This window comes from Amycolatopsis palatopharyngis (assembly GCF_003385185.1).
In the GTDB taxonomy this organism is placed as follows: Bacteria; Actinomycetota; Actinomycetes; order Mycobacteriales; family Pseudonocardiaceae; genus Amycolatopsis; species Amycolatopsis palatopharyngis.
In genome coordinates, this window is the sequence record NZ_PQHZ01000018.1 from 64,386 (window position 1) to 87,414 (window position 23,029).

The following is a 23,029-nucleotide window of genomic DNA, read 5'->3' on the forward strand; positions in this document are numbered from 1 at the left end:
GGTTCGGCTGAACCGGAGGCCGGTACCGGTTACCGGGCAAGGAACTCCGAGACCACGGCACTGGTGGCAGGCCGGCATTCGTCGAAGTAGCCGTGGCGCGCGCCGGGGAAGATGTGCGTGCGCGCGCCGGGGATGTGCGCGGCGAGGACGGCGGCGTTGCCCGGCGGGGCGAGCAAATCCTGGTCACCGTGCAGGACGAGGGTGGGCGCGGCGATCTGGGGCAGGACAGCGCAGGTGTCGTGTTCGTTGCTGGCCCGCAGGTGCCACCGTCTGGCGTGGGCGGGCATATCCGGGTCACCGAGTGTCGTGTAGGGGCCGGGGTGCGTTTCGCGCCATGCCGGGGTGTACATCAGGTCGGCCAGCGTCTCGGCGGAATCGGGGCGGTTCAGTGCTCTACGGACCTCGTTGCCGCGCTCGATGCCGAGCGTTCCGCCCGGTGAGGTGCAACCGAGGACCAGGCGCCGAACCCGTTGCGGGTGACGTGCGGCGATCCACTGCGCGACGCGCCCGCCCATCGAGGTTCCGTAGATGTCGGCGCGGTCGATCTCGAGATGATCGAGCACCGTGATCGCGTCCTCGGCGAAGCCAAGGGTGGAGTAGGCGCGGTCGGGTTTGTCGCTGGCGCCGGTTCCTCGGTAGTCCATCGTGATCGTGGCGCGGGTGTTGTGGAAGTCCTCGCGCGAACGGTTCCACCAGGTGTGGTTGTTGGCCTGTCCGGCCAGTAGCAAGATCGCCGGGCCCGCGCCGCGGAGCTGGAAGGCCAAGCGGGTGCCGTCGGGACTGCGAACGTGTCCGTCGATCGTGCTCACTGGCTGGGTCCTTCCGTGCGCGACGCTGGTCAAGATACCGACCCCGGAAAAAGCCGATGCGCCGCGCGACGCAGGTGGGAATCATGGCGGCATGCGGACCCCTGTGGAGATCCTGTCGGACGGCGAGGTGACGTTGCGCCGCTGGCGCGTGGCGGACGCCGAAGCGCTGCGGCGGGCGGTCTCCGGTTCACTCGACCACCTCGCTCCGTGGATGCCGTGGGCTGTCGACGGCTACGGCGAGAGCGAAGCCGCGGCCTTCCTCGCGCTGACCCGGAAGAAGTGGGAGTCGGGGGAGGCGTTCGAGTACGCGATCCTCGGGGCCGGCGAGGAGGTCGCGGGCAGCTGTGGCCTGATGGCCAGGATCGGTCCTGGCGGACTGGAGATCGGGTACTGGTTGGCGAAGCCGCGCACCGGTCGCGGCTGGGCCACGCGAGCGGCACGACTGCTGACGACAGAGGCGTTCCGGATGGGATCGGACCGGGTCGAGATCGTGCACGACGTGGCCAACGAACGCAGTGCCGCGGTACCGCGGCGGCTGGGGTTCGCTCCGGTCGGCAGGAGTCCGGCACAGCTGCCGGGCGGTACGGCCAGTACCGGAACCATCCTGGTCTGGCGGCTTCTCGCACCGGCCACTGGTTCTGTTTAGTTAACCGCCGGATCGCGGGGTACCCGTCGGTGGCACGCAGTCCGAGCCACTGGAAGGAGGACCGATGACGGCCACCGAACGCGTCACCGGCACCCGCGACGAGAACTTCAACCTCATCAGCGTCCTGTACCACACCCTGCAGGAGGTGGAGACGCTGCAGCAGTACATCGACGATGCGAAGCAGGCGGGCGATGACGACGCGGCCGAGTTGTTCCACAAACTGCAGGACGACGACCAGCAGTGCGCGGGGCAGGTGAAGAAGCTGCTCGCCGATCGGCTGCGGAAGGCCGTTTCCTGACGACTGATGGACGGTGGCCGCGGCCGAGCCCGTCGTGTGGCATTGCTCAACTTTGCCGAGCGTGCCCGCCTGTGAACGTTACGTTGCCAGTGAGGGCGGCCGTGGTCATCGTCTGGCCGGGCGTCCTTCGCTGGTGTCCTGACAACGTTGTCGTCGGCTTCCGACTCCGCTGGGGGTAGTCCTGAGTACGTTCGCTCGCTTCCGGCCGCGTTCGCTGTCGCCCTCGGGCTTCTACGGCTGGCATATGGTCGGCTGGTCCGCCCTGATGGTCGCGGCGACCGCTCCGGGGCAGACCGCGGCGGTGTCGGTGTTCATCGACCCGATGATCGCCGACCTGGGGGTCAGCCGGGCCGCCATCTCCACCGCCTACCTGATCGGCACGCTGACCGGAGCGGTGGCGATGCCGTTCGTGGGCAGAATGCTCGACCGGTTCGGCGTTCGGCTGGTGATGGCCGGGATCGGCGTGGTCTTCTCGGCGGCGCTGTGCTCGCTGGCCGCGGTGAGTTCGATCGTGGGACTCACCGCGGGTTTCGTCGTGATCAGGATGGCCGGGCAGGGCGCGCTCGGCCTGGTCGCCACGACGGCGGTGGCGTTGTGGTTCGATCGCCGCCGCGGTACCGCTGTCGGCCTGGTCAGTGCGGTGGGGGCATCGGCGATATCGCTGGCCCCGGTGCTGCTGGAGACCCTGGTTTCGGACTGGGGCTGGCGGCGGACGTGGCTGGCGGAGGGCATCGCCATCGCGGTGCTGGTACTGCCGGTCGCATTGCTGGCGATGCGCAACCGGCCCGCCGACCTCGGTCAGCAGCCCGACGGCAAGGCCGCCAACCAGACCAGGCCACCACGCGAGATCTGGGGCGTCCCCCGAGCGATCGCGCTGCGGACACCGTTCTTCTGGGTGGTCACCGGCGGTATCGCCGCGACCGGACTGCTGTCCACCGCGATCAACTTCCACCAGATCAGCCTGCTCACAGCCCGCGGTCTGAGCACGGTGGAGGCGGCGGCCAACTTCCTGCCGCAGACCGTCGCCAACCTCCTTGGCACCTTGCTCACCGGCATGCTGGCCGACCGCCTGCGGAGTCAGTGGCTCATCGCGGCCTCGATGACCTGCCTGCTGGCCGCGTTGCTACTCGGCACAGTAGTGCTGCCCGGTGTGCTCGCGATCGTGTTCGGTCTGCTTCTGGGCACGGCGGGCGGCAGTATCCGGGCGTTGGAGGCGGCGACCTTTCCGCGTCACTTCGGCACCCGGCACCTCGGTGCGATCCGCGGGATGGTCACCTCGGTCAGCGTCGGTTCCACGGCGTTCGGCCCGCTGCTGTTCGCCGGTCTGTACCAAGCCACCGGCAGCTACACCCCCGCGTTGCTGGTCGCGGTCCCGATTCCGCTCGCTGTCGCGATCGCCGCGCTGTGTATCCGGCCGCCGAGGTTCGAGAAGGAGTCCCACGAGCCCGAGCGCTCCGGATCGGCGACGGGGTAGCGGACCGACGGGTGTCAGTCGCCGGCCAACTCGGCCAGCGCGTGCGATACCGAAGGCAGGATCTGGAAGCGTTCCTGCAGTCCAAGCAGTTGTAACGGACGCAGAACCGCTCGCTGGGTGGTAGCCAGGCACAGTCGTTTGCCGGCTCCCCGCGCCTGCTCGTCGACCTCGATGAGGAGCGAGACTCCTTTGCTGCACAGGAATCCGACCGCGGACATGTCCACGAGGACCACGTTCGGTTCGGCGGACAGCGCCTCGTTCAGTGCCGTCGCCACGACCGGGACAGTCACCAGGTCGACGTCACCGTCGAGGTGGATCACGACGACGCCGTCACGCTGTTGCGTGCGCACGGTGAGCAGGTCCTCGGAGACGGCGCTGCGGGCTGACGGCGAGGAACTCGTAGTCATGCGGTGTCTCCTCGTAGGCGAGCTGCCGCGGAAAGCGTTTGCGCCGTTCACGTCGACACCGAGCAGCGCAGCATTGCTTTCGCGCGGCTGCTGGTTTGAACCGAACAGCTCAGACTCTAGATCAGCTCGCGCGATCGTCACAACTTGACAACGGCTCCACCGCGGTGAGGGTGAGGATCGCCAGGTCGTCGCGCAGCCGCTCACCCCACCAGCGCTGAGCGTCCTCCATCAGTGCCGTCGCGAGCTGTGCTGCCGGTCGCGAGGACCGGGCGGGTATCCCCGCCGCGATGCCTGCCAGGTCCTCCGGTTCGCGCTGCCGGTAGGAGCCCGCTCCCTCGGTGAACCCGTCGGTGTAGAGGACGAGGGTGTCGCCAGGTCTTAGTTCGACCTTGGTCACCGGATGGTTGACCGTGTCGAACACCCCGAGCAGTGGCCCGCTGAGTGCGAGCGGGGATGTCGCTTCCCGGTCGATCAGCAACGGAGGCGGGTGGCCCGCGCAGGCAAGTCGCACCCGAGCCGGACCTGCTCCGGGCTCGAGCAGGGCGTAGACGAGCGTGCAGAACGGACTGCCGTCGCGACGCAGCGCCTGGTTGACCATGGGCAGGACATAGGCGGGATCGGCGCTGTGTTGCGCGGCCGCCCACAGCGTGTGCCGGACCAGGCCGGTGACCGCGGCGGCTTCCGCCCCCTTGCCACAGACGTCTCCCAGTACGAGCACGTGACTGCCGTCGGGAGCGGTGAACGCGTCGTAGAAGTCGCCGCCGATGTGTTCCCCGGTACCGAAAGGGTGATAGCGAGCGGCGAGGTCGAATCCGGGTATGTCCGGCAGGTGTGGCGGCAGCAACGGCCGCTGGAGTGCGTCGGCAGTCGTCCGCAGCCGGTGGACGAGGCGGTCCTGCCGGATGCCCACGGCGATCTGGTCGGCGATGCCCTCCAGTACGGCCAGGGTGTTCGCGGCGAACGGCTGGTGCGTGTGCACCGCCAGCACACCCATCAGTTCCGCGTCGAACAACAGCGGGTACCCGGCGAACAGGAGGCCTCCGTCTCCGGGGGTGACGCCGTTCGCCTCGCCAGAGGCCGGGTTGTTCAGCTGGGGGAGGCGTTCGGTCGCGATTCGGCCGGCCGTGGTCTCCCCGAATCTGACCTGTGCGGGCGTGTCGTCCTGGTCGAGCCCGGCCGCAGCCACCAGATCGAGTGTGTCCCCGCGTGGATGAACGGTCCAGATGTGGACCCGGGCCGCGTCCAGCCGGTTCGCGACGGATTCGGCGCAGCGGCGCAGGTGCTGCGAAAGCGGGCCGGGAGCTGTCATCGCGGCGGCGACCTCGGCACTGAGCTGTGCGTGCGCGGTGCGTTCGGCCAGGTGCCGCTGTGCCCGCAACAGGTCCGTGACGTCCTCGATGACCACCAGCACTCGCTCGTCTCCGGCACCGTCCGAGACTCGCTGCGGGGCCAGGCGCAGGGCCTGTGGACAACCCCCTGCCCGCGTGCGTTCGAAAATGTCCGCATGTTCGTCCGCTTCGGGCCGAGCCAGTCGCGTACGCAGGGGCTCCTGGGATTCCGGCGGGAAGTAGGCGGTCAGTGGGAGGCCGAGGGAACCAGGCTCGGTCAGCTCGAGGAGCTGGGCCGCCCGCTGGTTCCAGGCGGCAAGGCCACCGCGGTCGTCGAGCATCACGGCACCCACAGGAGCCTGGGTCAGGAACTCGCCGAACAGCTGGTCACCGACCTGATGCGCGATCGTCGTGCCGTCACTCAACTGACGTTGGGCTACGGCACGCATATCCGTGTAGGCAGCCTGACGGGCGAGATTGGCGAGTAGTTCGCGGACCATGCCCGGCAGCTTGCCGACGTCTGTGACGGGCAGCCTGCGCGCGTGGTTGTCGGTGAACAGCAACGGGAGCGTGCTGAGCTTGGCCTCGGTGGCCGGCGTCGCCACGACGATCACGGCCAGTTTGATCGCGTCCGGTCGCAGCGCGTTGACCAGACCGACGGGAGCCGGTAGTTCCCGGCCGAGCACGACGACCGTCGGCCCGCGCGCGTCGGAGCTGTTGACGTGTTCGAGGACCTCCTCGGCGGTGACCGAGACCAGCTCGGCTTCGCGAGCGAGGGCGGCCCTCAACGTCGACTCGAGGCTGGGGATGACTCCGACCAGGAAAACCCGGGGTCCCGTCGCGGTCATCTCATCCCTCGAGGAGTGGCTCGTCGAGCAGTGTCCTGCCGGCCCAGATCCGCAGCACGTCGGTGAGCGGCGACATCACGTGTGCCGCTCGCGAGTCACGCAGATGCCTGTGCAGCGGAGAGTCCTGGCCGTAGCCGATGCCGCCGGTCAACGACAATGCGTCGTTGACGATCGCCTCGGCCGTCTCGGCGACCTCTGCCTTGGCCGAGCACAGCCCCAGCATGGCGTCCTGGCCACCGAGCTCGGCTTCCGCGGCCGCGTGGTAGATCAGTCGGCGGGTGCGCTCCACCCGCGCCCACATCGTGCCGAGCCGGTGCTGCACGAGCGCCTGTGAGCTCAGCGACCGGCCGCTGTGCGCGTACCTGCGCCGCAGCAGGTGCCCGCGCGCCTCTTCCAGTGCCGCGGCGGCGACACCCAGGTAGGTGCCCGCCATGGCCAGCAGAAAATACGGTGCGAAAACGTTGAAGACGTACCAGATCTGGTCGCCTTCCTCGCCAAGGATCTGCGAGGCGGGGATCCGCACGTCTCGCAGCTGGACCCCGCGTGAGTCGTTGCCGCGCATGCCGAAACCCCGCCACGGCTGCTCCCAGACCAGTCCGGGAGCGCCGGCGTCCACCACCACACAGGAGAACTGGCCTGGGGGAACGCCGGGATCGGCCGCCACGGTGGAGAGCACATAGGAGTCGGCATGGCTTCCGTTGGTGACGAAGCTCTTGGTTCCCGCGAGCTGGAGCTGGTCCGCCCCGGCCCGCTCCATCCGGGTCTGGGGCAGCCAGAACTCCGCGCCGGTACCCGGTTCCGACACCGCGAGCGTGGTCAAATGCCGCCCGGCCACGATGGGGGCGAGGTATTTCTCGTACTGTTCGTCACTCGCCTTCGCCGCGAGTACGGCGGATGCCACGAGGTGCATGCCGAAACAGATGGAGGTCGAGGCGCACGCTCGGCCGGTCACCTCGCCCACCTGGGCCACCGCCAGCAAGCCGTGGCCCATCCCGCCGAACTGCTCCTGCACCACCAGGCCGCCCAGTTGCTCGCGCAGCGCGGCGATGCCCTCCTCGGGCCAGTGTCCCTCGGCGTCCACCGCGGCCGCCCGCGGTGCGAGAACGTCGTCGGCCAGCTCTCGCGCGAGCCCCACCGCCTTGCCCAGTTCCATGCGCCCCACCGCCTCCGCCTTTCACAGCCTCACCGACGCACTCGAGATCGCACGGTCCGGTTGAACTTGCAATGGTCGCGAAGCCTACCTTCGCCGGCCGGGCACGAGCCGGATCAGCGTGTCGATCCGCCCGCCGGGCTACCGGCTCTCCTGCTCGTATCGCAGGAGCAGATCCTGGACGCGTTCGGTCGTTGATTCCTGCTCGACGCCGAGCAGGGTCGCGAACAACCGCTCGAGGTGGATCTGCCATGCCGCCCGAATCGCGGGCAGCTCCCGTGCCCGCGCCGAGGGGAGAGTCTGGGTGAGCTCGACATAGGTGGCCAGTTCCGGGTCGTGCACGAGCTGCCAGCGCACCTCACCCACGGAATCGCCTTCATGCGGCCAGCGATAAGCGAGCTCGTGTGGAGGGTTCACCTCGAAGACTGAACCGGGACGTGTGGGTGCCACGGTGAACCGCTCCGGCGGTGTCTGGCCCGGTTCCGCGTGCTCACCGGCGCACAGCGTCGACCACACCTGCTCGATCGGGCGCCACACCAGGTCGAGCCGGCAACGGATCCGGAATCCATCGTCCAATCGGGACATTTCCGCTCCGGCGAGATTCCACTTCGTCAGGTAGAACGCCATGATCGGCCGGTGGTCGACCGGCTCGGCCTCCCTGCCGTCCAGCCGATCGGCGAGTGCGGCAAGGCAGATGTCCCAACCAGCGGCCGAGCGCCCTGCGGTGAAACCGGCGTCCTGGCCGAGCACGTGGGTGAAGACCAGCACACAGCCCTTTTCTTCGGGCAGGATCTCGAACCGCAGCACGTCGGTGTTCCAGCGGAACGCGTACACCTTGGGCGGGTCGAACTCCAGGACCTCGCCGGCGGAAACCTCCTCCTCTCCGGGGAAGGAGAAGCGCATACGGGCACCGGCGTGCGGTTCGGCTTCGATCAGTGCCGGGAACCAGTGCGCCATTTCGCCCGGGTCACTCACCGCACGCCAGACCTTCTCGGGGGAGTGCGCAAGCCGGCGTTCGAACCTGAGTACGGGGTTTCCGTCGAGTGTCTCCAGTCGTGCGGTTCTCATGAGGTCGCCTCCTCGTCGGGCATGGTCTCCAGGTGGCGTTCGAGTGCGTCGAGCCGCGACCGCCACAGTTGCCGGTAGGGCTCGAGCCAGTCGTCGATCTCGGCCAGCGGTTCGGGGCACAGCCGGTACCACCTCCGCTGCGCGTCCTGGCGCACCTCCACCAGACCCGCCTCTCGGAGGATCCGGAGGTGTTTGGAGACGGTTGGCTGAGTGAGTGTCAGCTGATCAACCAGATATCCCACTGGCCGTTCGCCGGTACGCAGCAGATCGAGGATCTCGCGACGACGCGGCTCCGCGAGCACTTCGAACGTATTTGCCATTACAGCAATATAGCCACACTGGAATATACGGTGTCAAGCAGGTGCCGAGCGCAGCAGAGGCAGAGGCAGTAGTGCGAGCACACCGGCCGTTGCCGCGACCAGCACGAATCCGCCTGCGCCGAACAGTTGTCCCGCGCCGAGGCTGGCCACCGCCGACGCGGTCCAGACGAGTGCGTCCACTGTGCCCTGTAGCCGAGTTCGTTCGCGGGCGGGCAGGTCCCGGCTGAGTGCACTGCTTCCGCCGACGAAGACCAGGTTCCAGCCGTAGCCGAGCAGGAACAGCGCGACCGGCAGGCCCACCGCGTAGGCGTCGGGCATGGCGACCGCCATGGCCGTGGCCGCGACGAGAGTGGTGATGCCCGCGCGGATCGTCGCGTGAGCGCCCCAGCGGTCGGCCGCCCAGCCGGACAGCGGCGCGAGCGCGAACATGCCGATCATGTGCACGGTGAGCACCCAACCGACGTGGCCGAGGCCGTGCCCGTGTTCGTGCAGTTGCAGCGGCGTCATGGTCATCACCGCGACCATGCACATCTGGGCGGAGACCATGGCCACCAGTGGAGTGAGCACACGCCGTTTGCGCAGGGCGCCCGCGATCGCGGGCAACGACAAGGCCGCCGGTGCCACGATCGTTCGTCGCACCGTCGACGCGGGCAATGTCGCGGCTGCCGCCACGGCGGCAAGAGCCACCAGCGCCGCGATCCCGATCGGGCCGGAAAGCCCGGGCAGGCCGGCGAACTCCGCCAGCGCCGATGCGGGGGCGAGCAGCGTGGGCCCGATCACCGCGCCCAATGTTCCGGCGAGGACGATTGTGGAGAGCCCGAATGCCTTGCGCTCCATCGGAAACAGGTCGGCGGCGAGGTAGCGGGAGATCTGCGCTGCGCCGTTACCGAGGCCGAGCATCACCATCCCGGCGAGCAGCGGCACCAGGGTCGCCGTCACCGCGCCGGTGAACGCGACGAGGCCTCCGGCGGCGGCGGTTCCGTACAGGGTCAACAATGCGAATCGGTTGCCACGGCGAGCGATCAGCGCCGCGGTGACCAGCGCGCCCGCGGCGGTGCCCAGTACGCCCGCGGCGACCGGGAGCCCGCTCAGTCCCGGTCCGTGCCGGTGCGCCGCGAGCAGGCTGCCGGCCGTGCTCGCGCCGACGAGCACGATGTTGAGCACAGCGACGCCGACGAACAGCGCTGCCATGGACCGATTGCGGACCGAGGGCGGCAAAACGGGGACCGGGGTTGTCACGGCTGTGAATGCTAGACAGGCTGATCAGCGAAGCGAATACTTTCTGACAGGAAGTCAGGCGAAGTGACCCGCGAACAGAAAGGGAAAATCGGCAGATGGCCTTTCGATCGGAAAAAGCGCTGGACAACGTCGACTGGCAGCTACTGGCCCAGCTCCAGGCAGACGGGCGGCTGTCACTGAAAGAGCTCGGCCGCAGGATCAATCTGTCCGCTCCCGCCGTAGCCGAGCGGGTGCGCAGGCTCGAGGACAACGGAGTGATCACCGGATACGCGGCCAAGGTCGATGCGGGCAAGGCGGGTTGCCCGCTGCTCGCGTTCGTCGAACTGCGGTGTGTCCACAGTAAATGCCTGCTGCGAACCGGATCGCCGGACGCTTACCCGGAGGTCGTCGAGATACACAAGCTCAGCGGAGATCACTGCACCATGCTCAAGGTGCGTGCCTCTTCGCTCGAGCATCTCGAGGGTCTGTTCGAACGACTCGGCGAACACGGCGAGATGCGCAGTTCGATCGTGTTGTCCACACAGTACGAAGGGCGCGCGGTCGAGGCTGCCGACGAACGGGCTGCCGGCGCGACCAAACCGAACAACTGGTCCGGATAGCCGGTCCCGCGACCCGGCGCAGGCCGGTGTCATCCGGTGTTCCTGGCGGGACCTTTCGCGCGTGTGGCTCGGATCAGTCGTTGCTCGGCGTCCGCGCCAGGGCGGATTCTTGGCAGGCGCAGGACCAGTACGACGCCCGCCAGCCACCAGGCGCCGACGATGAACCACTCGGCGGGCCAGATGAGTTCGGCGGGCATACCAGGCAGGAAGAGCACGCCGGTGCCGAAGCTCAGCAGGACAGCGAGCGTGCCGACGATCCGGCCGTACCGTAACCGGAACGGGCGCGCCATCTCCGGCTCACGACGACGCAGTACGAGGAAACTCAGCGCCACCATCAGGTAGGCCAGGATGATGCTCAGACTGCCCGCGTCGACGAGCCAGACCAGCATCTGCCTGCCGAACAGCGGGGCGAGGATCGACAGCCCGCCGATGAACAGGACGGCATTGGCCGGAGTCCCGAACCTCGGATGGATCCGCGCGAACCAGCGCGGCAGCATCCCGGAGGACGCCATCGCGTAGACCAGTCTGCTGGCGCCGAGCAGGAAGCCGTTCCAACTGGTGAGGATTCCCGCGATACCACCGACGACGAGCACGGTCCCCATCGTGGAGCTGTTCCACAACGCCGACATCGCTTCCGCCGTGGGTAGCTCCGACTCGGTGCGTTTCCCGCTAACGAGACCCGAACCGACGGTCAGCATGATCATCACGTACCAGGCGACGGCCAGCCCGACGGAGATCACGAGCAGCCTGCCGATCCTTCGCGGTGGCAGGTTGATCTCTCCGGCCGACTGGGGGATCACGTCGAACCCGACGAACAGGAATGGGGTGGCGACGAGAACGAGCAGAACTCCGGAAACGCCCCCGGAGAACAATGGCTCCAGGTTCTCCCCGGAACCGCCGATCACCGCCCCCGTCGTCAGCAGTACGCCGACCACGAGGAGGAAGAGCACCGCGATCGTCTGGAACACCGCGGCCGGTCGTATCCCGACGTAGTTCAGGGTGGTCACGATGATCGCCCCCACGACGCCGACCGCGGCCCAGGTCGCGTAGACGTCGTAGCCAGCGATGGACCACAGTTTGCCCGCGGGCAGGTCCGGTGCCAGGTACAGGAGGGTCTGGGGGAGGGCGACGGCCTCGAAAGCCACGACCGAGACGTACCCGAGCACGAGGGTCCAGGACGTGACGAACGCGGGCCGGGACCCGAGTGCCCGCAGTGTGTAGTTGTGCTCACCGCCCGCGCTCGGCATCGCCGAGACCAGTTCGGCGTAGGTGAGTCCCACCAGGCCGACCACGATGCCACCCAGGACGAACGCGAGGGCGGCACCACCGCTACCGGCGTCCTCCAGGAAACCCCCGGTCAGCACGATCCAGCCGAAACCGATCATCGCGCCGAAGGCGATCGCGATCACGTCGAGCCTGCCGAGTACGCGGACGAGGCCGCTGTTGTCACCGTGCTCAGCCATCGATCCTCCCCACGTGGAGATGATCAGCAGAGCTTGCGTCTCCGTCGTCGCGACGTCAAGACTCGCGGGAACCTATTCGGCGAGTTCCATGGTCTGGCGGTAGGCCTCGATCAACTGGGTCTCAGCGGTGTCGAAGTATTCGTTGAGCCGGCGCTCGACCTCGGCCAGTTCGCCGCCGATGATCAGTTTGGTGAGCTCGCGGTTCAGCTCCAGATAGGGCTGGTGGAACTCCTGCGGCCGTGACATGACATGGAACGCCAGTCGCAGTTCGGCGAGCAACTGACGCATGCTGTCGTCCACGCGAGGGCTGCCCGCCAGCCCGGCCACCGCCTGGTGGAACACCATGTTCGCGGTACCGACGTCACGCCAGCGGGACTCCGCGGCCGCCTGCTCACCGTCGCGCACGGCGGTGTCGAGCGCGGTGACCCGCTCCGGCTTGGCCGCGCCCGCGTTGCGGACGGCGCCGGTCTCCAGAATTCGGCGGATCCGGTAGAGGTCCACGACGTCGTCGGCGGACAGCACCCGGACGAACACGCCGCGATGGAACTCGTGCACCAGCAGGCGCTCGTGCACCAGCAGCCGGAATGCCTCGCGCAGCGTGTTGCGGGAGACGGCGAGCGCCTTTCCCGCGTTCTCCTCGGAGAGCCGGGTGCCTGGTGGCAGGGCGCCCTCGATGATGCGTTGCCGTAGCACGTCCGCGACCCGTTCGACGGTACTCGTGCGGTCGAGCAGGGAGCGGTCACCGGCGAGAAGTTCGATCCATGGATCCGTGCCGGTCATTCACCCTCCGTTCGCGAGCCCAGTTCAGCCTAGCAAGAAGTTCTACGAAGGTCTTGCAGGATTGTTCAACAATATTGTAGGTTCCGGCGATCCGACCGAGGAGGAGGACCGGTGGATCTCAACGCGGACCTGGCCGAAGGATTCGGCAGATGGGAACTCGGCGACGACGCGCTGCTACTGCGCACGGTGACGAGTGCGAACGTGGCCTGCGGGTTCCATGCGGGCGACCCACGGGTGATGCGCAGGGCATGCGGACTCGCCGTCGAGAACGGTGTCGCGATCGGCGCCCATGTCGGCTACCGCGACCTCGCCGGATTCGGGCGTCGGTTCCTGGACGTCGATCCTGCGGAGTTGACCGACGAGGTGATCTACCAGATCGGCGCGCTTGCCGGGATCGCCCGGGTGTCCGGCGCCGAGGTCGGCTATGTCAAGCCGCATGGCGCTCTGTACAACGCGATCGGCGGCAACGCGAGTCAGGCCGCGGCGGTCGTCGAGGCGGTCCGGCAGTACGACCCCGGACTCGCGGTGCTCGGGCAGACGGGATCGGCGTGGCTGACCGCCGCCGAGGAGGCGGGTCTCGCGGTCTTTCACGAAGCCTTCGCCGATCGTGCCTATCTGCCCGACGGCAGCCTGGCCTCACGACGGGAGCCTGGGGCCGTGCTGCACGATCCGGAACTGATCGCGCAGCGGTGTGTCCGGCTGGCCCACGGTGAGCCGATCGAAGCCGTCGACGGCAGTTGGATCACCGTGCGCGCCGACTCGGTCTGTGTACATGGGGACAACAGCCGGGCGGTGGAGATCGCGAGAGCGGTGCGGGCTCGCTTGCTCGACGCCGGTGTGCGACTGGCCGCGTTCCTGCCGGCCGGGGGAGAGGCGATCAGTGATGCGCGTACTCCGTTGCGCTGATTCGGGGTTGCTCGTCGAACTCGGTGACACGGACACCGTGCGTGCCCTGCACGCGGCGCTGGTCGAGGAGTTGCCGGAGGGCGTGACCGACCTGGTACCCGCCGCACGAACGTTGTTGCTGCGCGTGGACCCGTCGCATGCGGATCTGGCGGAGGTCGAACGCTCGGTCCGGTCTACCCCGTTCGGGGACGGAAAGCGTCACGAGCCGGAACTGCTGCGGGTTCCCGTGCGCTATGACGGCGTCGACCTGCCGGACGTCGCCCGGCTCACCGGCCTGAGCGAACGGCAGGTCGTCGCCGAGCACACCGGTACCGAGTGGACGGTGAGCTTCGGCGGTTTCGCACCCGGTTTCGGCTATCTGACAGGCGGTTCCGCCCGGCTCGCGGTGCCTCGGCGAGGCGAGTCGCGCACGAGGGTGCCGCCGGGCGCCGTGGCGCTCGCGGGGGAGTTCAGCGGGATCTATCCGCGTGAGTCGCCCGGGGGCTGGCAGCTCATCGGCCGTACCGAGCTCGAGATCTGGAACGCCGATCGGGAGCCGCCCGCGCTGTTGCGTCCCGGCGTACGGGTTCGCTTCGTGGAAGTGGTGTGAACCTGATGGGGAACGCCCTCGAGGTGATCGAGACAGGTCCACTGGCGACAGTGCAGGATCTGGGCCGCAGCGGTTACGCGGACATGGGGGTGGGTACTTCCGGCGCGGCTGACCGCGGCTCGTTCCGGCTCGCGAACAGGCTGGTGGGCAACCAGGAAGCGGCGGCTGCCGTGGAGGTGACCTTCGGTGGTCTCGTGGTGCGCGCCCGCCACGACGTCACCGTGGCCGTGACCGGAGCAAGTTGTCCGGTCACAGTGGACGATCGTGTCGAAGCGATCAACTCGCTGCTGCGGCTGAGGGCGGGAGCGGTACTCCGGCTGGGTCCACCAGTTCGCGGTCTGCGCAGTTACCTCGCGGTGCGCGGGGGAATCGACGTACGGCCGGTGCTGGGATCGCGGGCGACCGACCTGCTTTCCGGGCTGGGTCCCGAGTGCCTGCGTCCTGGTGTTCTGCTGCCCATCGAGACTCCGACGGGACCGTTGCCGGCGATCGGTTTCGCGCCGGTGGCGAACCTGCCCGAGGACGACCTGATCCTCACCGTGGTGCCGGGACCACGTGACGACTGGTTCGAACGTTCGGCATTGGTAACTCTGCTGAGCGAGCCGTACACCGTGACCCCGGAGAGCAATCGCATCGGTATCCGCCTCGACGGGCCCGCTCTGATTCGCACCAACGACGCGGAGTTGCCCAGCGAGGGAATGGTGGCGGGTGCACTGCAGGTTCCGCCGTCCGGCCGGCTGACCCTCTTTCTCGCCGATCACCCGGTGACCGGCGGTTACCCGGTGGTCGCCGTCGTCGTGGCCACGGACGTGGACAAGGCGGCACAGGCACGGCCTGGCATGCGAATCCGGTTCAGCGGGACCCGGAACTGACAGTGGACGACAAAATCGTTGCACAAGGGTCTTGCAGGATTGTTGAACAATTCGATACTTTGCTCTTTCACGCCACGCGATCGGAGTGACAATGACCGAGAAGCTCAACAGCGGCGATCCGTCGGAAGCTCCTCAGACAACGCCCGCGCCGGAAGCGGCGGCGGGTACGGGCACAGTGGTGCAGGGCGCCAAGCGAGGCACCCTGCTCGGCGCTGTCTTCCTGATGGCCACCAGCGCCATCGGGCCGGGCTTCATCGCGCAGACGACGACGTTCACCGTGCAGTTGGGGGCGGCGTTCGCGTTCGCGATCCTGTTGTCGATCATCATCGACATCGCGGTTCAGCTCAACGTCTGGCGGGTCATCGGAATCTCCGGCTTGCGGGCGCAGGAACTGGGCAACCGCGTGCTGCCGGGTCTCGGCGTACTGATGGCCGTGCTCGTCGTGTTCGGCGGACTGGTCTTCAACATCGGCAACGTCGCCGGTGCGTCACTCGGCCTCGATGCGCTGCTGGGGCTGGACGTCAAGATCGGCGGTGCCGTGTCCGCGGCTATCGCGATCGGCATCTTCCTGAGCAGGCGAGCGGGGATCGCGATGGATCGCATCGTGGTCGTCCTCGGCGTCGTCATGGTCGTTCTGACGCTGTACGTCGCGATCGTCTCCAGCCCACCCGTCGGCGAGGCGATGCGCCAAGCCGTCATTCCCGACGACATCAACTTCCTCGTCATCACAACGCTGATCGGCGGGACGGTCGGCGGATACATCACCTACGCGGGCGCCCACCGTCTCGTGGACGCCGGAATCACCGGCCCTGAGCAGATTCGGGACGTGAGCCGTAGCGCGGTGGTTTCGTTGCTGGTCACCGGAGTCATGCGTGCCGTGCTGTTCCTGGCGATTCTCGGAGTCGTCGTCGGCGGTGTCACGCTCACCGGGGAGAACCCCGCGGCGCAGGCTTTCGAGTCGGCGGCCGGCGAGGTCGGCCTGCGGATCTTCGGCATGATTCTCTGGGGCGCGGGCATCACGTCCGTCGTCGGTGCCTCCTACACCTCGGTGTCGTTCATCGTCAGCTTCTCGCCGGCACTCAAACGGCGGCAGAACTGGCTCGTGGTCGGCTTCATCGCGGTCGCCGTGACGGTCTTCCTGATCGTCGACCAGGCGCCGACGAAACTGCTGATCCTCGCCGGTGCGCTCAACGGCCTGATCCTGCCGGTCGGCTTCGGTGTGCTGATGTACGTCGCCTATCGCCGCAGGGACCTGCTCCGCGGCTACCGCTATCCGCGCTGGCTACTGGTGATCGGCACGGCTGCCTGGTTGCTGACGCTGTACCTGGGCTGGAGCGCCCTCAGCGGAATCGCGAAGCTCTGGAGCTGATCCCATGCGCGACAAGAAGCGAACTCTGTCATCTCACTGACAGTCTTTCTGGCCGGAATGCGCCGAACGGCGGTTTCCCTGGCACGATGAGGACATGGCTTTGTCAAGACTGCCGGGTGCTGCGATGGAGCAGACGATACGGCTGCTCGGATCGGGAAGACCGGCGGAGGACGCGATCCGCCAGGCAGCCTGGGTGGCGCGCTGCGTCGGCAGGGGGGATACGGCCCCGTTGAGCCAGGACGACGTCAGCGCACTCGCCGCCACCTTGCACAGCCGGACCTATGAGCGTGGCGAAGTGCTGTTCCGTGGTGGTGCGGCCACCGAGGGCGTATGGATCGTGCAGCGTGGCCGGGTGGAGCTTTCGGCCGGTTCGGGCAGGCGCCGCGCGGTGGTTCAGGTACTTCGGCCGGGTGATGTCGATGGCGATATCCAGCACCTGCTGGACATGCCCTTTCCGTACACCGCCAGAGCCGTGGACGATTCGGTCGTGCTGTCCCTGACGGTCGAGGGGTTCGAACAGCTCCTGTCCGAAAGCAGGCTCGCGCGCCGGTGGCTCTCCAGCGTGGCGCAACGGCTGGCGACGAGTCAGGGCCGGATCATCGGCTTGCTCGGCCGTTCCCTGACCGCACAGGTCGCCCGTCTGCTGCTGGACGAGGCCGTGGACGAGGACGTGCTCCTGCCGCAACGCACCCTCGCCGCGATGCTCGGCGTGCAGCGGCCCTCACTGAACAAGATCCTCAAGGACTTCGAGCGGCGGGGGCTGATCTCCGTGGGTTACGCCGCGATCCACCTCGTCGACTCCTCGGCGCTGCTCGACACGGCAGAGTGAGTCCATGCGCTCGAATGCGGAGGTGAGGACCGTGCCGCTGCACAGAGTGGTGCTGGTGCGGCAGTGGGACCAGCAGATGGGCGGTTCGGGCTGCTGCGGCAGGCTGGACAGTGAGGCGCTGGGCACGCTGGGCGGGAACGGCGAAGATCCGTACGCGCACTGCCGTAGCGATATGGAGCGGGTCGGCGCCGTGTACCGGGCGCTGCGTGAGCGGTACACGGAGGACGAGTTGGAGCTCGTCGTCGTGGATCCGCGCAACACGGCGTGGGTACTGCCCGCGATCTGGCGAGACGCGCGACGGCGCGGCTTGTCCATCCCAGCGGCGTTGCGCCAGTGCAACGCCGCGACCTCGGCCTGCGCACTGGTGTGCGATGGTCTCGTCCTGGTCCGTGACGCGGAACCGGCGCAGGCACTGGCCGCCGTCGAGGCGGACCTCGCGCGCCGGTGAACCGGGTCAGCCCGAAGCGAGCTCGCGGCGGCGAAGTGCGTCCGGGACGGTGAGCGGCACCGTGGCCAGGTGCGCCGCGCTGGCGAGAGTGCACCAGAAGCACAACCTGCGGTGAGTCTGCAACTGCTCGACGAACAGCAGAGCCGCGCCGGTCGCGTCGCCCGCGGCCTTCACCGCTGTCAGCACCCGCAGGAACCGAGGGCGCTGGGTGCCTGCTCCGCCGAGCGCGGCCAGCGCGGCAGTGGCCGCGGCACTGGCGGCGCCGGCCACACCGTCCGGAGTGTGGCCGAGGACGTAGGCCTCACCGGATGCGTCCACGGTGTCGGAGTCGAAGAGCGACAGTGGTGGATCCGGTAGGTGGCGGAGCAGCCCGAGCTGATAGCAGCTCACCACACCCAACGCCGCTGTAGCGGTCAGCGCGGCGGCCACCGTGGCCCGCTGCCTGGTCAGTCCGGAACCGGCGCCGAGGCGGAACTGCCTGCTCAGCGATTCCGCCTCGGGGGTGCTCTGCCTGCCTACGCGCATGGGATCGTTGCCCTCCTCGTCGTCGGGTATCCGCCCCGGGTACCCCGCCCGCCGAGTGGTATTCCCCGGCGGTAACAGGATCAGCGCGTGAAGCTGTCTCCCGATCCGACCATGACTCCCGTGCTGAACGCCGGTTACGAGACCGAGGGTGCCGCCGGGGGCCCACCGGTGGTGGCATTGGGGACGTTGGAGTTCCCGAATGCCACATTGGGGACGTTGAAGTACCCGAATGCCACATTGGGGAACTTTCAGGAGCTGAGCACCTGGGTGTTCTGGCCTGCGACCAGGCGCCACCTGCCTTCTTCCTTGGCCAGTACGTACAGCGGGGTGCCTTCCGGCTGTTCGGTCACCGGAGCCCCGTCACCGGTGAAGTAACGCTGACGCACCTTGACCGCGGCCACATCGGGACGGATGAACAGCACGTGCACGACCTCGTAGGACGGCGTCAAGCCGGCCATGGCTCCGGGCAGAACCTTCGCGGTGAACTCCGAGATCTCGTCCCGGCCGGTCAGCCGCTTGCCGTGCGCGGTCGTCCAGATCGCGTCCGCCCTGAACAGGCCGACGAACTCCTCGACGAGTTCGTTCTGCTGGGCGTGCTGGAGTGCTGCCACCACCTGCTCGATGCTCTCGACCTCGGTCGAGCGGTCCTGTTCTTCGAGCTGTGTCGCGTCCATACGGACCACTATCGAACCTCGAGCTAAGTCGAGGTCAAGGCCGTTCAGGAGGACAGTCGCTCGCCGGTCTCCGGGTTGAACAGGTGCACGTCCTCAGCCGCGTTCCTGACGGTGACGCTGACGACCTCGTCGAGCCGCGGCGGTTGACGGGTTTCGGCCCGCACGACGAACTTCGCCGACCGCTGACCGAGCTGGACGGATCCGTGCACGTAGGCGTCGGCGCCGAGTTCCTCGACGAGTTTGACGCTCAGCTTCATCGCGGGCTCGTCGGGTGCGGCCAGCCTCAGGGCCTCCGGCCGGAGCCCCACCGTGACACTCTCCAGCCCGGCTCGCTGCGCATCGGCGAGGGCGGCACGGGAGACCGGAATCGTCAGGCCGTCCATCTGCGCACCGTCGGCGGTCAGCGGAACGGTCTCGAGGTTCATGCTCGGCGAGCCCATGAAGCCTGCGACGAACGCGTTCTTCGGCTGGTCGTAGAGCCCCCGCGGTGTGTCGCACTGCTGCAGCAGCCCGTCCTTGAGTACCGCGACCCTGTGCCCCATCGTCATGGCCTCGACCTGGTCGTGGGTGACGTAGATGGTGGTGGTGCCGAGCCGCTCCTGTAGTGCGGCGATGTTCGCGCGGGTCTCGACTCGCAGCTTGGCGTCCAGGTTGGACAGTGGTTCGTCCATCAGGAACACGGCGGGTTCGCGGACGATCGCCCGGCCCATGGCCACCCGCTGCCGCTGACCGCCCGACAGCGCCTTCGGCTTGCGATCGAGGTAGTTGGTCAGGTCCAGCAGCTTCGCGGCGTGCTCGACGCGTGCGGCGATGTCCGTCTTGGCGACCCGCTTGAGTTTCAGGGCGAAGCCCATGTTCTCGGCGACGGTCATATGCGGGTAGAGCGCGTAGGACTGGAACACCATCGCGATGTCGCGGTCCTTCGGTGGAGCGTTGGTGACATCTCGGTCGTCGATGAGGATGGAACCCTCGTCGACGTCCTCGAGTCCCGCCAGCATCCGCAGCGCGGTCGACTTGCCCGAACCGGACGGGCCGACCAGCACGAGGAACTCCCCGTCGGCGACGTCGAGGTCCAGCTTGTCCACGGCACGGACCGGGGGAGTTGAGGGGAAAATCCGGGACGCCGACTGGTACGTGACCTTGGCCATGCCGCTCGCAACCTTTCCTCGATCGTGCAGGTGTGCTCTGTCTACCCGGCTGCCTTCTCGAGGGATAGATATAATTAAGCTACTGTCTTTACTAACCAGGCGAGAGGCCGATTATGACGGGCGTGGGAGGCAGGGGGATTCGCAGGCACAACCTCGCCCTGTTGCTGCGGCTCATCTGCGATTCGAGTCCGGTCACGCGGGTCGAGCTGGCGGACCTCGCCGGCCTGACAAAGGTCACCGTCACGAACCTCGTCGCCGAACTGATCGACAACGGTCTTGTGCACGACCTGGGGGTGACCAGGCACGGGGGGCCGGGCAGGCCCGCGAGCCGGGTCGCACCCGATCCGCTCGGCCCCGTCGGGATCGGCTTCCAGGTGGAGGTCGATCACGTGGCGGGATGCGTGGTGGACCTCTCCGGGCGGATACGCAGGCGCGAACTGCGCCGCACGGATACCAGGTCGTTGTCGCCTGCCGAGGCGATCAGGGCTGCTCGGCCGGTGCTGCGCAGGCTCTTCGACCATGCGACCACCTCGGGCCAGCTCGTCGCCGGCATCGGCGTATCACTGCCAGCGCTGTACTCAAGGGACAGGGACGGCCAGTTGCTGGTGCGTTCAGTACCCAATCTCGACTGGCCAGCCGTCGACGTTCGCCAACTGGTCGCCGGTGAACTCGAGGCGATCGGCGCGCTGGGTATCGACGTGCGGCTCGGCGCGCCGGTGTTGTTCTCCGCGGACGTCGAATGCGGGCACAGCGGTGAGGACGTGCTGTACGTCGGCGGGGAGGCCGAGGTCGGCGCGGTGCTCGTCAGCGGGGGAGTTTCCCGTACCGGTGCGCTCGGCGCATTCGGGCACGTGCCCGTCCGCGCGCGCGGACGGGCGTGCGTATGCGGCCGGTCCGGCTGCCTGGAGCTGTATGCGGGCAGGTCGGCCATGGCGAGGGCGATCGGCGAGCCGGAGACCGCGCTGCCCAGGCTGCTGTCCGGCCTGGAACCCTTCGCCGACCGTCTGCACGGCGGTGATCGGGCGGCTGCCGCGGCGACGGCCGGGGCCGCGCGCGCCCTGGGCGACGCGCTCGCGGCGCCGCTGGCCGTACTCGGCCCCGCCGTGGTCGTGATTGGCGGCAGGCTGGCGGCGCTGGGTGACGCCCTGCTGGAACCGCTCGGCAAACGGATTGCCGAACAGCACGTCAACCCGCGGTTGCGGTTGGGTACGGCACGGCCGGACACCGCGTTGCAGGGAGCCGCCTGGAGCGCCCTCGCCGGAATCGTCGACGACCCGCTCGGCTGGCTGGACGGAGCGTAGGCACTACCGGCCGACGATGCCCGCGTCGTGGGCGATGAGCCCGGCCTGCGTGCGGTTGAGGCAGCCGAGTTTGTCGAGCATCCGGGACACATAGCCCTTGATGGTGGCTTCCGAGAGGTGCAGCCGGCCCGCGATGTGCGCGTTCGAAAGCCCCTCCCCGATCAATGCCAGCACCTGGACTTCGCGCTCGGTCAGCGATTCGAGTAGACCTCGTGCGCGGTCGCGGGCCGGCTGCTTTTCGGTCGAGGCCGCGACCAACCGGCGAGTGGCGGCCGCCGAGAGCACGGTGTGTCCTTCAGCGGCGACGCGCACCAACCCGATCAGGTCCTCCGGAGGTGTGGACTTGACCAGGAACCCGGCAGCGCCTGCGCGCAGCGCACGCAGTACGTACTGGTCCGCGTCGAACGTCGTCAGCACCACGATGGTGGGCGGGCTTGCCATCTCGCCGATGCGCTCGATCGCCGTCAGCCCGTCGACACCGGGCATACGTAGATCCATGAGCACGACATCCGGGCGATGCCGGGCGACCTCCTCGACACCCGCGGCGCCGTCGTGAGCTTCGCCGACCACCTCGATGTCCTCCGCTGAGCCGAGGATCGTCCGCAGGAAGACGCACACCATCGGCTCGTCGTCGACGACGATCACTCGGATCACGGGATCACTCCAACCGACTCCGCCGTCGGCACATATGCGGGCATGGTGGCCTCGACACCGAAGCCGCCGTCCGGCGTCGGTCCCGCATGCAGTGTGCCGTGCACGAGTTCGATGCGTTGCCGGAGGTGGTCCAGGCCCAAGCCGGAGCCGGTGCCCACAAGAGAGTCACTGGGCTCCCCGGCCGGCGGTGTGTTGTGGACCGTGACCCTTACCCGCGTCTCGTGGTATTCGACCCGCACGGTCACGCGAGCGCCTGGCGCGTGTTTGCGGACGTTCGTCAATGCCTCCCGGACTATGCGGTATGCCGTGCGCGCGACCACCGGCGAGGCGAGCGAGCGATCCCCCTGTTCACGAAGCTCGGCAGGTGTACCGATGGCCGTCGACTCCGCCGCCAGCGCCGCGAGCCCCGCCGCCAGCGGTGTCTGCTCGCCTTCCGTTTTCGTCCGCAAAATGCCGATCAGGTCGCGCAGTTCGTCCAGCGCCTGGCAGCCGGCCGCCCGCAATTCCTCCGCGGCCTGTTTGGTGGTCTCCTCGGTCGTCGTGATCCGCAGGGCACCGGCCTGCAGCACCATCAAGCTCACCCGATGGGTCACGACGTCGTGCATCTCGCCCGCGAGTCGTGCCCGTTCCTCGGTCCGAGCCTGTTCCGCGAGCAGATGCCGTTCCCGCTCGGCTCGTTCGGCGCGTTCGGTCAACGCCAGCACGAGTCGCCTGCGCGCATCGAAGTACAACGCCAGTAGCGGACCGAGCGCCGTGCGGAGCACCCCGATCATGATGACCATCAGCGACGGTTCCCACGGGCGCGCGACAACGATGGTGAGGACCGCGAGCGCGATCAGCGCGGTGCGGCGGTCCTGCCTGGTCCGGCCGTAGAAGAACGGGCCGTAGGCGGCTACCACCGTCGCGAACGGAGCCCACAGGTTCGCATCGTGTGCCGGTGTCAGCACGCCGAACGGGGAGATCGACAACGTCACCAGGAGCGTGAATCCGGCGAGGACAGTGAGGACGGTGAGCGGGGCGAGCCTGCGAACGGCCAGTGTGGAACAAGCCGCGGCTTGGATGCCCAGCAGGATCCAGGCAGGCGTATCGGGATCGGCAGGCCACCACGACGCTCCCGCCAGTGTCAGCCAGGTGTCGAGCAGGAGGAAGAACGCGGCGACGCCCACATCGACGGCAAACCAGTGCCGGCAGTGCCACGGCCGATCTCGCATGCGGACACGGTATGGCATGCACGGGCGTCCGGGATGGCCGACGAGACCATCGGCCGGGTACGGACCCTACGAAA

The 23,029-nt window shown here is 68.1% G+C and carries 25 protein-coding genes; 11 read left to right on the plus strand and 14 right to left on the minus strand.

What is annotated here, in order from left to right; genetic code table 11:
• Window positions 1–29: 29 nt before the first annotated feature.
• Window positions 30–809: an alpha/beta fold hydrolase gene (locus D0C15_RS15940; protein WP_116045964.1), complete on the minus strand. Its 780-nt coding sequence runs from the start codon at window positions 807–809 to the stop codon at window positions 30–32.
• Between the two features lie 91 nt (window positions 810–900).
• On the opposite strand from D0C15_RS15940, the gene D0C15_RS15945 reads away from it, so the two are divergent.
• The 3 genes from D0C15_RS15945 to D0C15_RS15955 all read left to right on the plus strand — a co-directional run bounded on the left by D0C15_RS15945 (window position 901) and on the right by D0C15_RS15955 (window position 3,227).
• A complete protein-coding gene (locus D0C15_RS15945) occupies window positions 901–1,455 on the plus strand; it encodes a GNAT family N-acetyltransferase (RefSeq protein WP_116046062.1) in 555 nt (184 codons plus the stop codon).
• A gap of 64 nt (window positions 1,456–1,519) precedes the next feature.
• Complete coding sequence (locus D0C15_RS15950; RefSeq protein ID WP_116045967.1) at window positions 1,520–1,753, plus strand: hypothetical protein; 234 nt, start codon at window positions 1,520–1,522, stop codon at window positions 1,751–1,753.
• 244 nt (window positions 1,754–1,997) lie between these two features.
• Window positions 1,998–3,227, plus strand: a complete 1,230-nt coding sequence (locus D0C15_RS15955) for an MFS transporter (protein ID WP_211323212.1) — start codon at window positions 1,998–2,000, stop codon at window positions 3,225–3,227.
• A 14-nt stretch (window positions 3,228–3,241) separates the two neighbouring features.
• Here D0C15_RS15955 and D0C15_RS15960 read toward each other — a convergent pair whose 3' ends face one another.
• The 6 genes from D0C15_RS15960 to D0C15_RS15985 form a co-directional block, all read right to left on the minus strand.
• The gene (locus D0C15_RS15960; RefSeq protein ID WP_116045969.1) at window positions 3,242–3,634 is read right to left on the minus strand and encodes an STAS domain-containing protein; all 393 of its coding nucleotides are present in this window, start codon (window positions 3,632–3,634) and stop codon (window positions 3,242–3,244) included.
• A 121-nt stretch (window positions 3,635–3,755) separates the two neighbouring features.
• On the minus strand, window positions 3,756–5,810 hold the full coding sequence (locus tag D0C15_RS15965) for a SpoIIE family protein phosphatase (protein WP_116045971.1): 2,055 nt from the start codon (window positions 5,808–5,810) through the stop codon (window positions 3,756–3,758).
• A gap of 1 nt (window position 5,811) precedes the next feature.
• On the minus strand, window positions 5,812–6,963 hold the full coding sequence (locus D0C15_RS15970) for an acyl-CoA dehydrogenase family protein (protein ID WP_116045973.1): 1,152 nt from the start codon (window positions 6,961–6,963) through the stop codon (window positions 5,812–5,814).
• 138 nt (window positions 6,964–7,101) lie between these two features.
• Window positions 7,102–8,028, minus strand: coding sequence for an SRPBCC family protein (locus D0C15_RS15975; protein WP_116045975.1), 927 nt, complete (start codon window positions 8,026–8,028; stop codon window positions 7,102–7,104).
• On the minus strand, window positions 8,025–8,348 hold the full coding sequence (locus D0C15_RS15980) for an ArsR/SmtB family transcription factor (RefSeq protein ID WP_116045977.1): 324 nt from the start codon (window positions 8,346–8,348) through the stop codon (window positions 8,025–8,027). Before D0C15_RS15980 ends, D0C15_RS15975 begins: the two co-directional genes overlap by 4 nt.
• Window positions 8,349–8,381: 33 nt before the next feature.
• Complete coding sequence (locus D0C15_RS15985) at window positions 8,382–9,539, minus strand: MFS transporter (RefSeq protein WP_116045979.1); 1,158 nt, start codon at window positions 9,537–9,539, stop codon at window positions 8,382–8,384.
• Window positions 9,540–9,682: 143 nt separating this feature from the next.
• Here D0C15_RS15985 and D0C15_RS15990 point away from each other — a divergent pair, with 143 nt between their 5' ends.
• Window positions 9,683–10,186, plus strand: a complete 504-nt coding sequence (locus tag D0C15_RS15990) for an Lrp/AsnC family transcriptional regulator (RefSeq protein WP_116045981.1) — start codon at window positions 9,683–9,685, stop codon at window positions 10,184–10,186.
• 29 nt (window positions 10,187–10,215) lie between these two features.
• Here D0C15_RS15990 and D0C15_RS15995 read toward each other — a convergent pair whose 3' ends face one another.
• The gene (locus D0C15_RS15995) at window positions 10,216–11,649 is read right to left on the minus strand and encodes an APC family permease (RefSeq protein ID WP_116045984.1); all 1,434 of its coding nucleotides are present in this window, start codon (window positions 11,647–11,649) and stop codon (window positions 10,216–10,218) included.
• Window positions 11,650–11,721: 72 nt separating this feature from the next.
• Window positions 11,722–12,429, minus strand: coding sequence for a GntR family transcriptional regulator (locus D0C15_RS16000; protein ID WP_116045987.1), 708 nt, complete (start codon window positions 12,427–12,429; stop codon window positions 11,722–11,724).
• Window positions 12,430–12,540: 111 nt separating this feature from the next.
• Between D0C15_RS16000 and D0C15_RS16005 the strand changes: the two genes are divergently transcribed.
• From D0C15_RS16005 to D0C15_RS16030, 6 genes are all read left to right on the plus strand, one after another.
• Window positions 12,541–13,335: a LamB/YcsF family protein gene (locus D0C15_RS16005; RefSeq protein WP_116045990.1), complete on the plus strand. Its 795-nt coding sequence runs from the start codon at window positions 12,541–12,543 to the stop codon at window positions 13,333–13,335.
• Window positions 13,313–13,924: a 5-oxoprolinase subunit B family protein gene (locus D0C15_RS16010; protein WP_116045992.1), complete on the plus strand. Its 612-nt coding sequence runs from the start codon at window positions 13,313–13,315 to the stop codon at window positions 13,922–13,924. Before D0C15_RS16005 ends, D0C15_RS16010 begins: the two co-directional genes overlap by 23 nt.
• A 5-nt stretch (window positions 13,925–13,929) precedes the next feature.
• Window positions 13,930–14,796 carry a 5-oxoprolinase subunit C family protein gene (locus D0C15_RS16015; protein WP_116046066.1) on the plus strand — a complete coding sequence of 289 codons (867 nt, stop codon included), beginning with the start codon at window positions 13,930–13,932 and terminating at the stop codon, window positions 14,794–14,796.
• Window positions 14,797–14,887: 91 nt separating this feature from the next.
• Window positions 14,888–16,165: an NRAMP family divalent metal transporter gene (locus D0C15_RS16020; protein ID WP_116045994.1), complete on the plus strand. Its 1,278-nt coding sequence runs from the start codon at window positions 14,888–14,890 to the stop codon at window positions 16,163–16,165.
• A 94-nt stretch (window positions 16,166–16,259) separates the two neighbouring features.
• Complete coding sequence (locus tag D0C15_RS16025; RefSeq protein ID WP_116045996.1) at window positions 16,260–16,994, plus strand: Crp/Fnr family transcriptional regulator; 735 nt, start codon at window positions 16,260–16,262, stop codon at window positions 16,992–16,994.
• 31 nt (window positions 16,995–17,025) lie between these two features.
• Window positions 17,026–17,442, plus strand: coding sequence for a hypothetical protein (locus D0C15_RS16030; RefSeq protein ID WP_116046068.1), 417 nt, complete (start codon window positions 17,026–17,028; stop codon window positions 17,440–17,442).
• Window positions 17,443–17,448: 6 nt separating this feature from the next.
• Here the strand turns inward: D0C15_RS16030 and D0C15_RS16035 are convergent, their stop codons facing one another.
• The 3 genes from D0C15_RS16035 to D0C15_RS16045 form a co-directional block, all read right to left on the minus strand.
• Window positions 17,449–17,967, minus strand: coding sequence for a vitamin K epoxide reductase family protein (locus tag D0C15_RS16035; RefSeq protein ID WP_116045998.1), 519 nt, complete (start codon window positions 17,965–17,967; stop codon window positions 17,449–17,451).
• Between the two features lie 248 nt (window positions 17,968–18,215).
• Window positions 18,216–18,641, minus strand: a complete 426-nt coding sequence (locus D0C15_RS16040; protein WP_116046000.1) for an SgcJ/EcaC family oxidoreductase — start codon at window positions 18,639–18,641, stop codon at window positions 18,216–18,218.
• Window positions 18,642–18,685: 44 nt separating this feature from the next.
• Complete coding sequence (locus D0C15_RS16045) at window positions 18,686–19,789, minus strand: ABC transporter ATP-binding protein (RefSeq protein WP_116046002.1); 1,104 nt, start codon at window positions 19,787–19,789, stop codon at window positions 18,686–18,688.
• A gap of 113 nt (window positions 19,790–19,902) precedes the next feature.
• On the opposite strand from D0C15_RS16045, the gene D0C15_RS16050 reads away from it, so the two are divergent.
• Window positions 19,903–21,090, plus strand: a complete 1,188-nt coding sequence (locus tag D0C15_RS16050) for an ROK family transcriptional regulator (protein WP_245975857.1) — start codon at window positions 19,903–19,905, stop codon at window positions 21,088–21,090.
• Window positions 21,091–21,093: 3 nt separating this feature from the next.
• Here the strand turns inward: D0C15_RS16050 and D0C15_RS16055 are convergent, their stop codons facing one another.
• Window positions 21,094–21,744 (minus strand): response regulator, encoded by a 651-nt coding sequence (locus D0C15_RS16055; protein WP_116046005.1) that lies wholly within the window; start codon window positions 21,742–21,744, stop codon window positions 21,094–21,096.
• Entirely contained in the window at window positions 21,741–22,955 is a 1,215-nt protein-coding gene (locus D0C15_RS16060; protein ID WP_116046007.1) for a sensor histidine kinase, read from the minus strand. The genes D0C15_RS16055 and D0C15_RS16060 overlap by 4 nt, the downstream gene beginning before the upstream one ends.
• Window positions 22,956–23,029 lie beyond the last annotated feature (74 nt).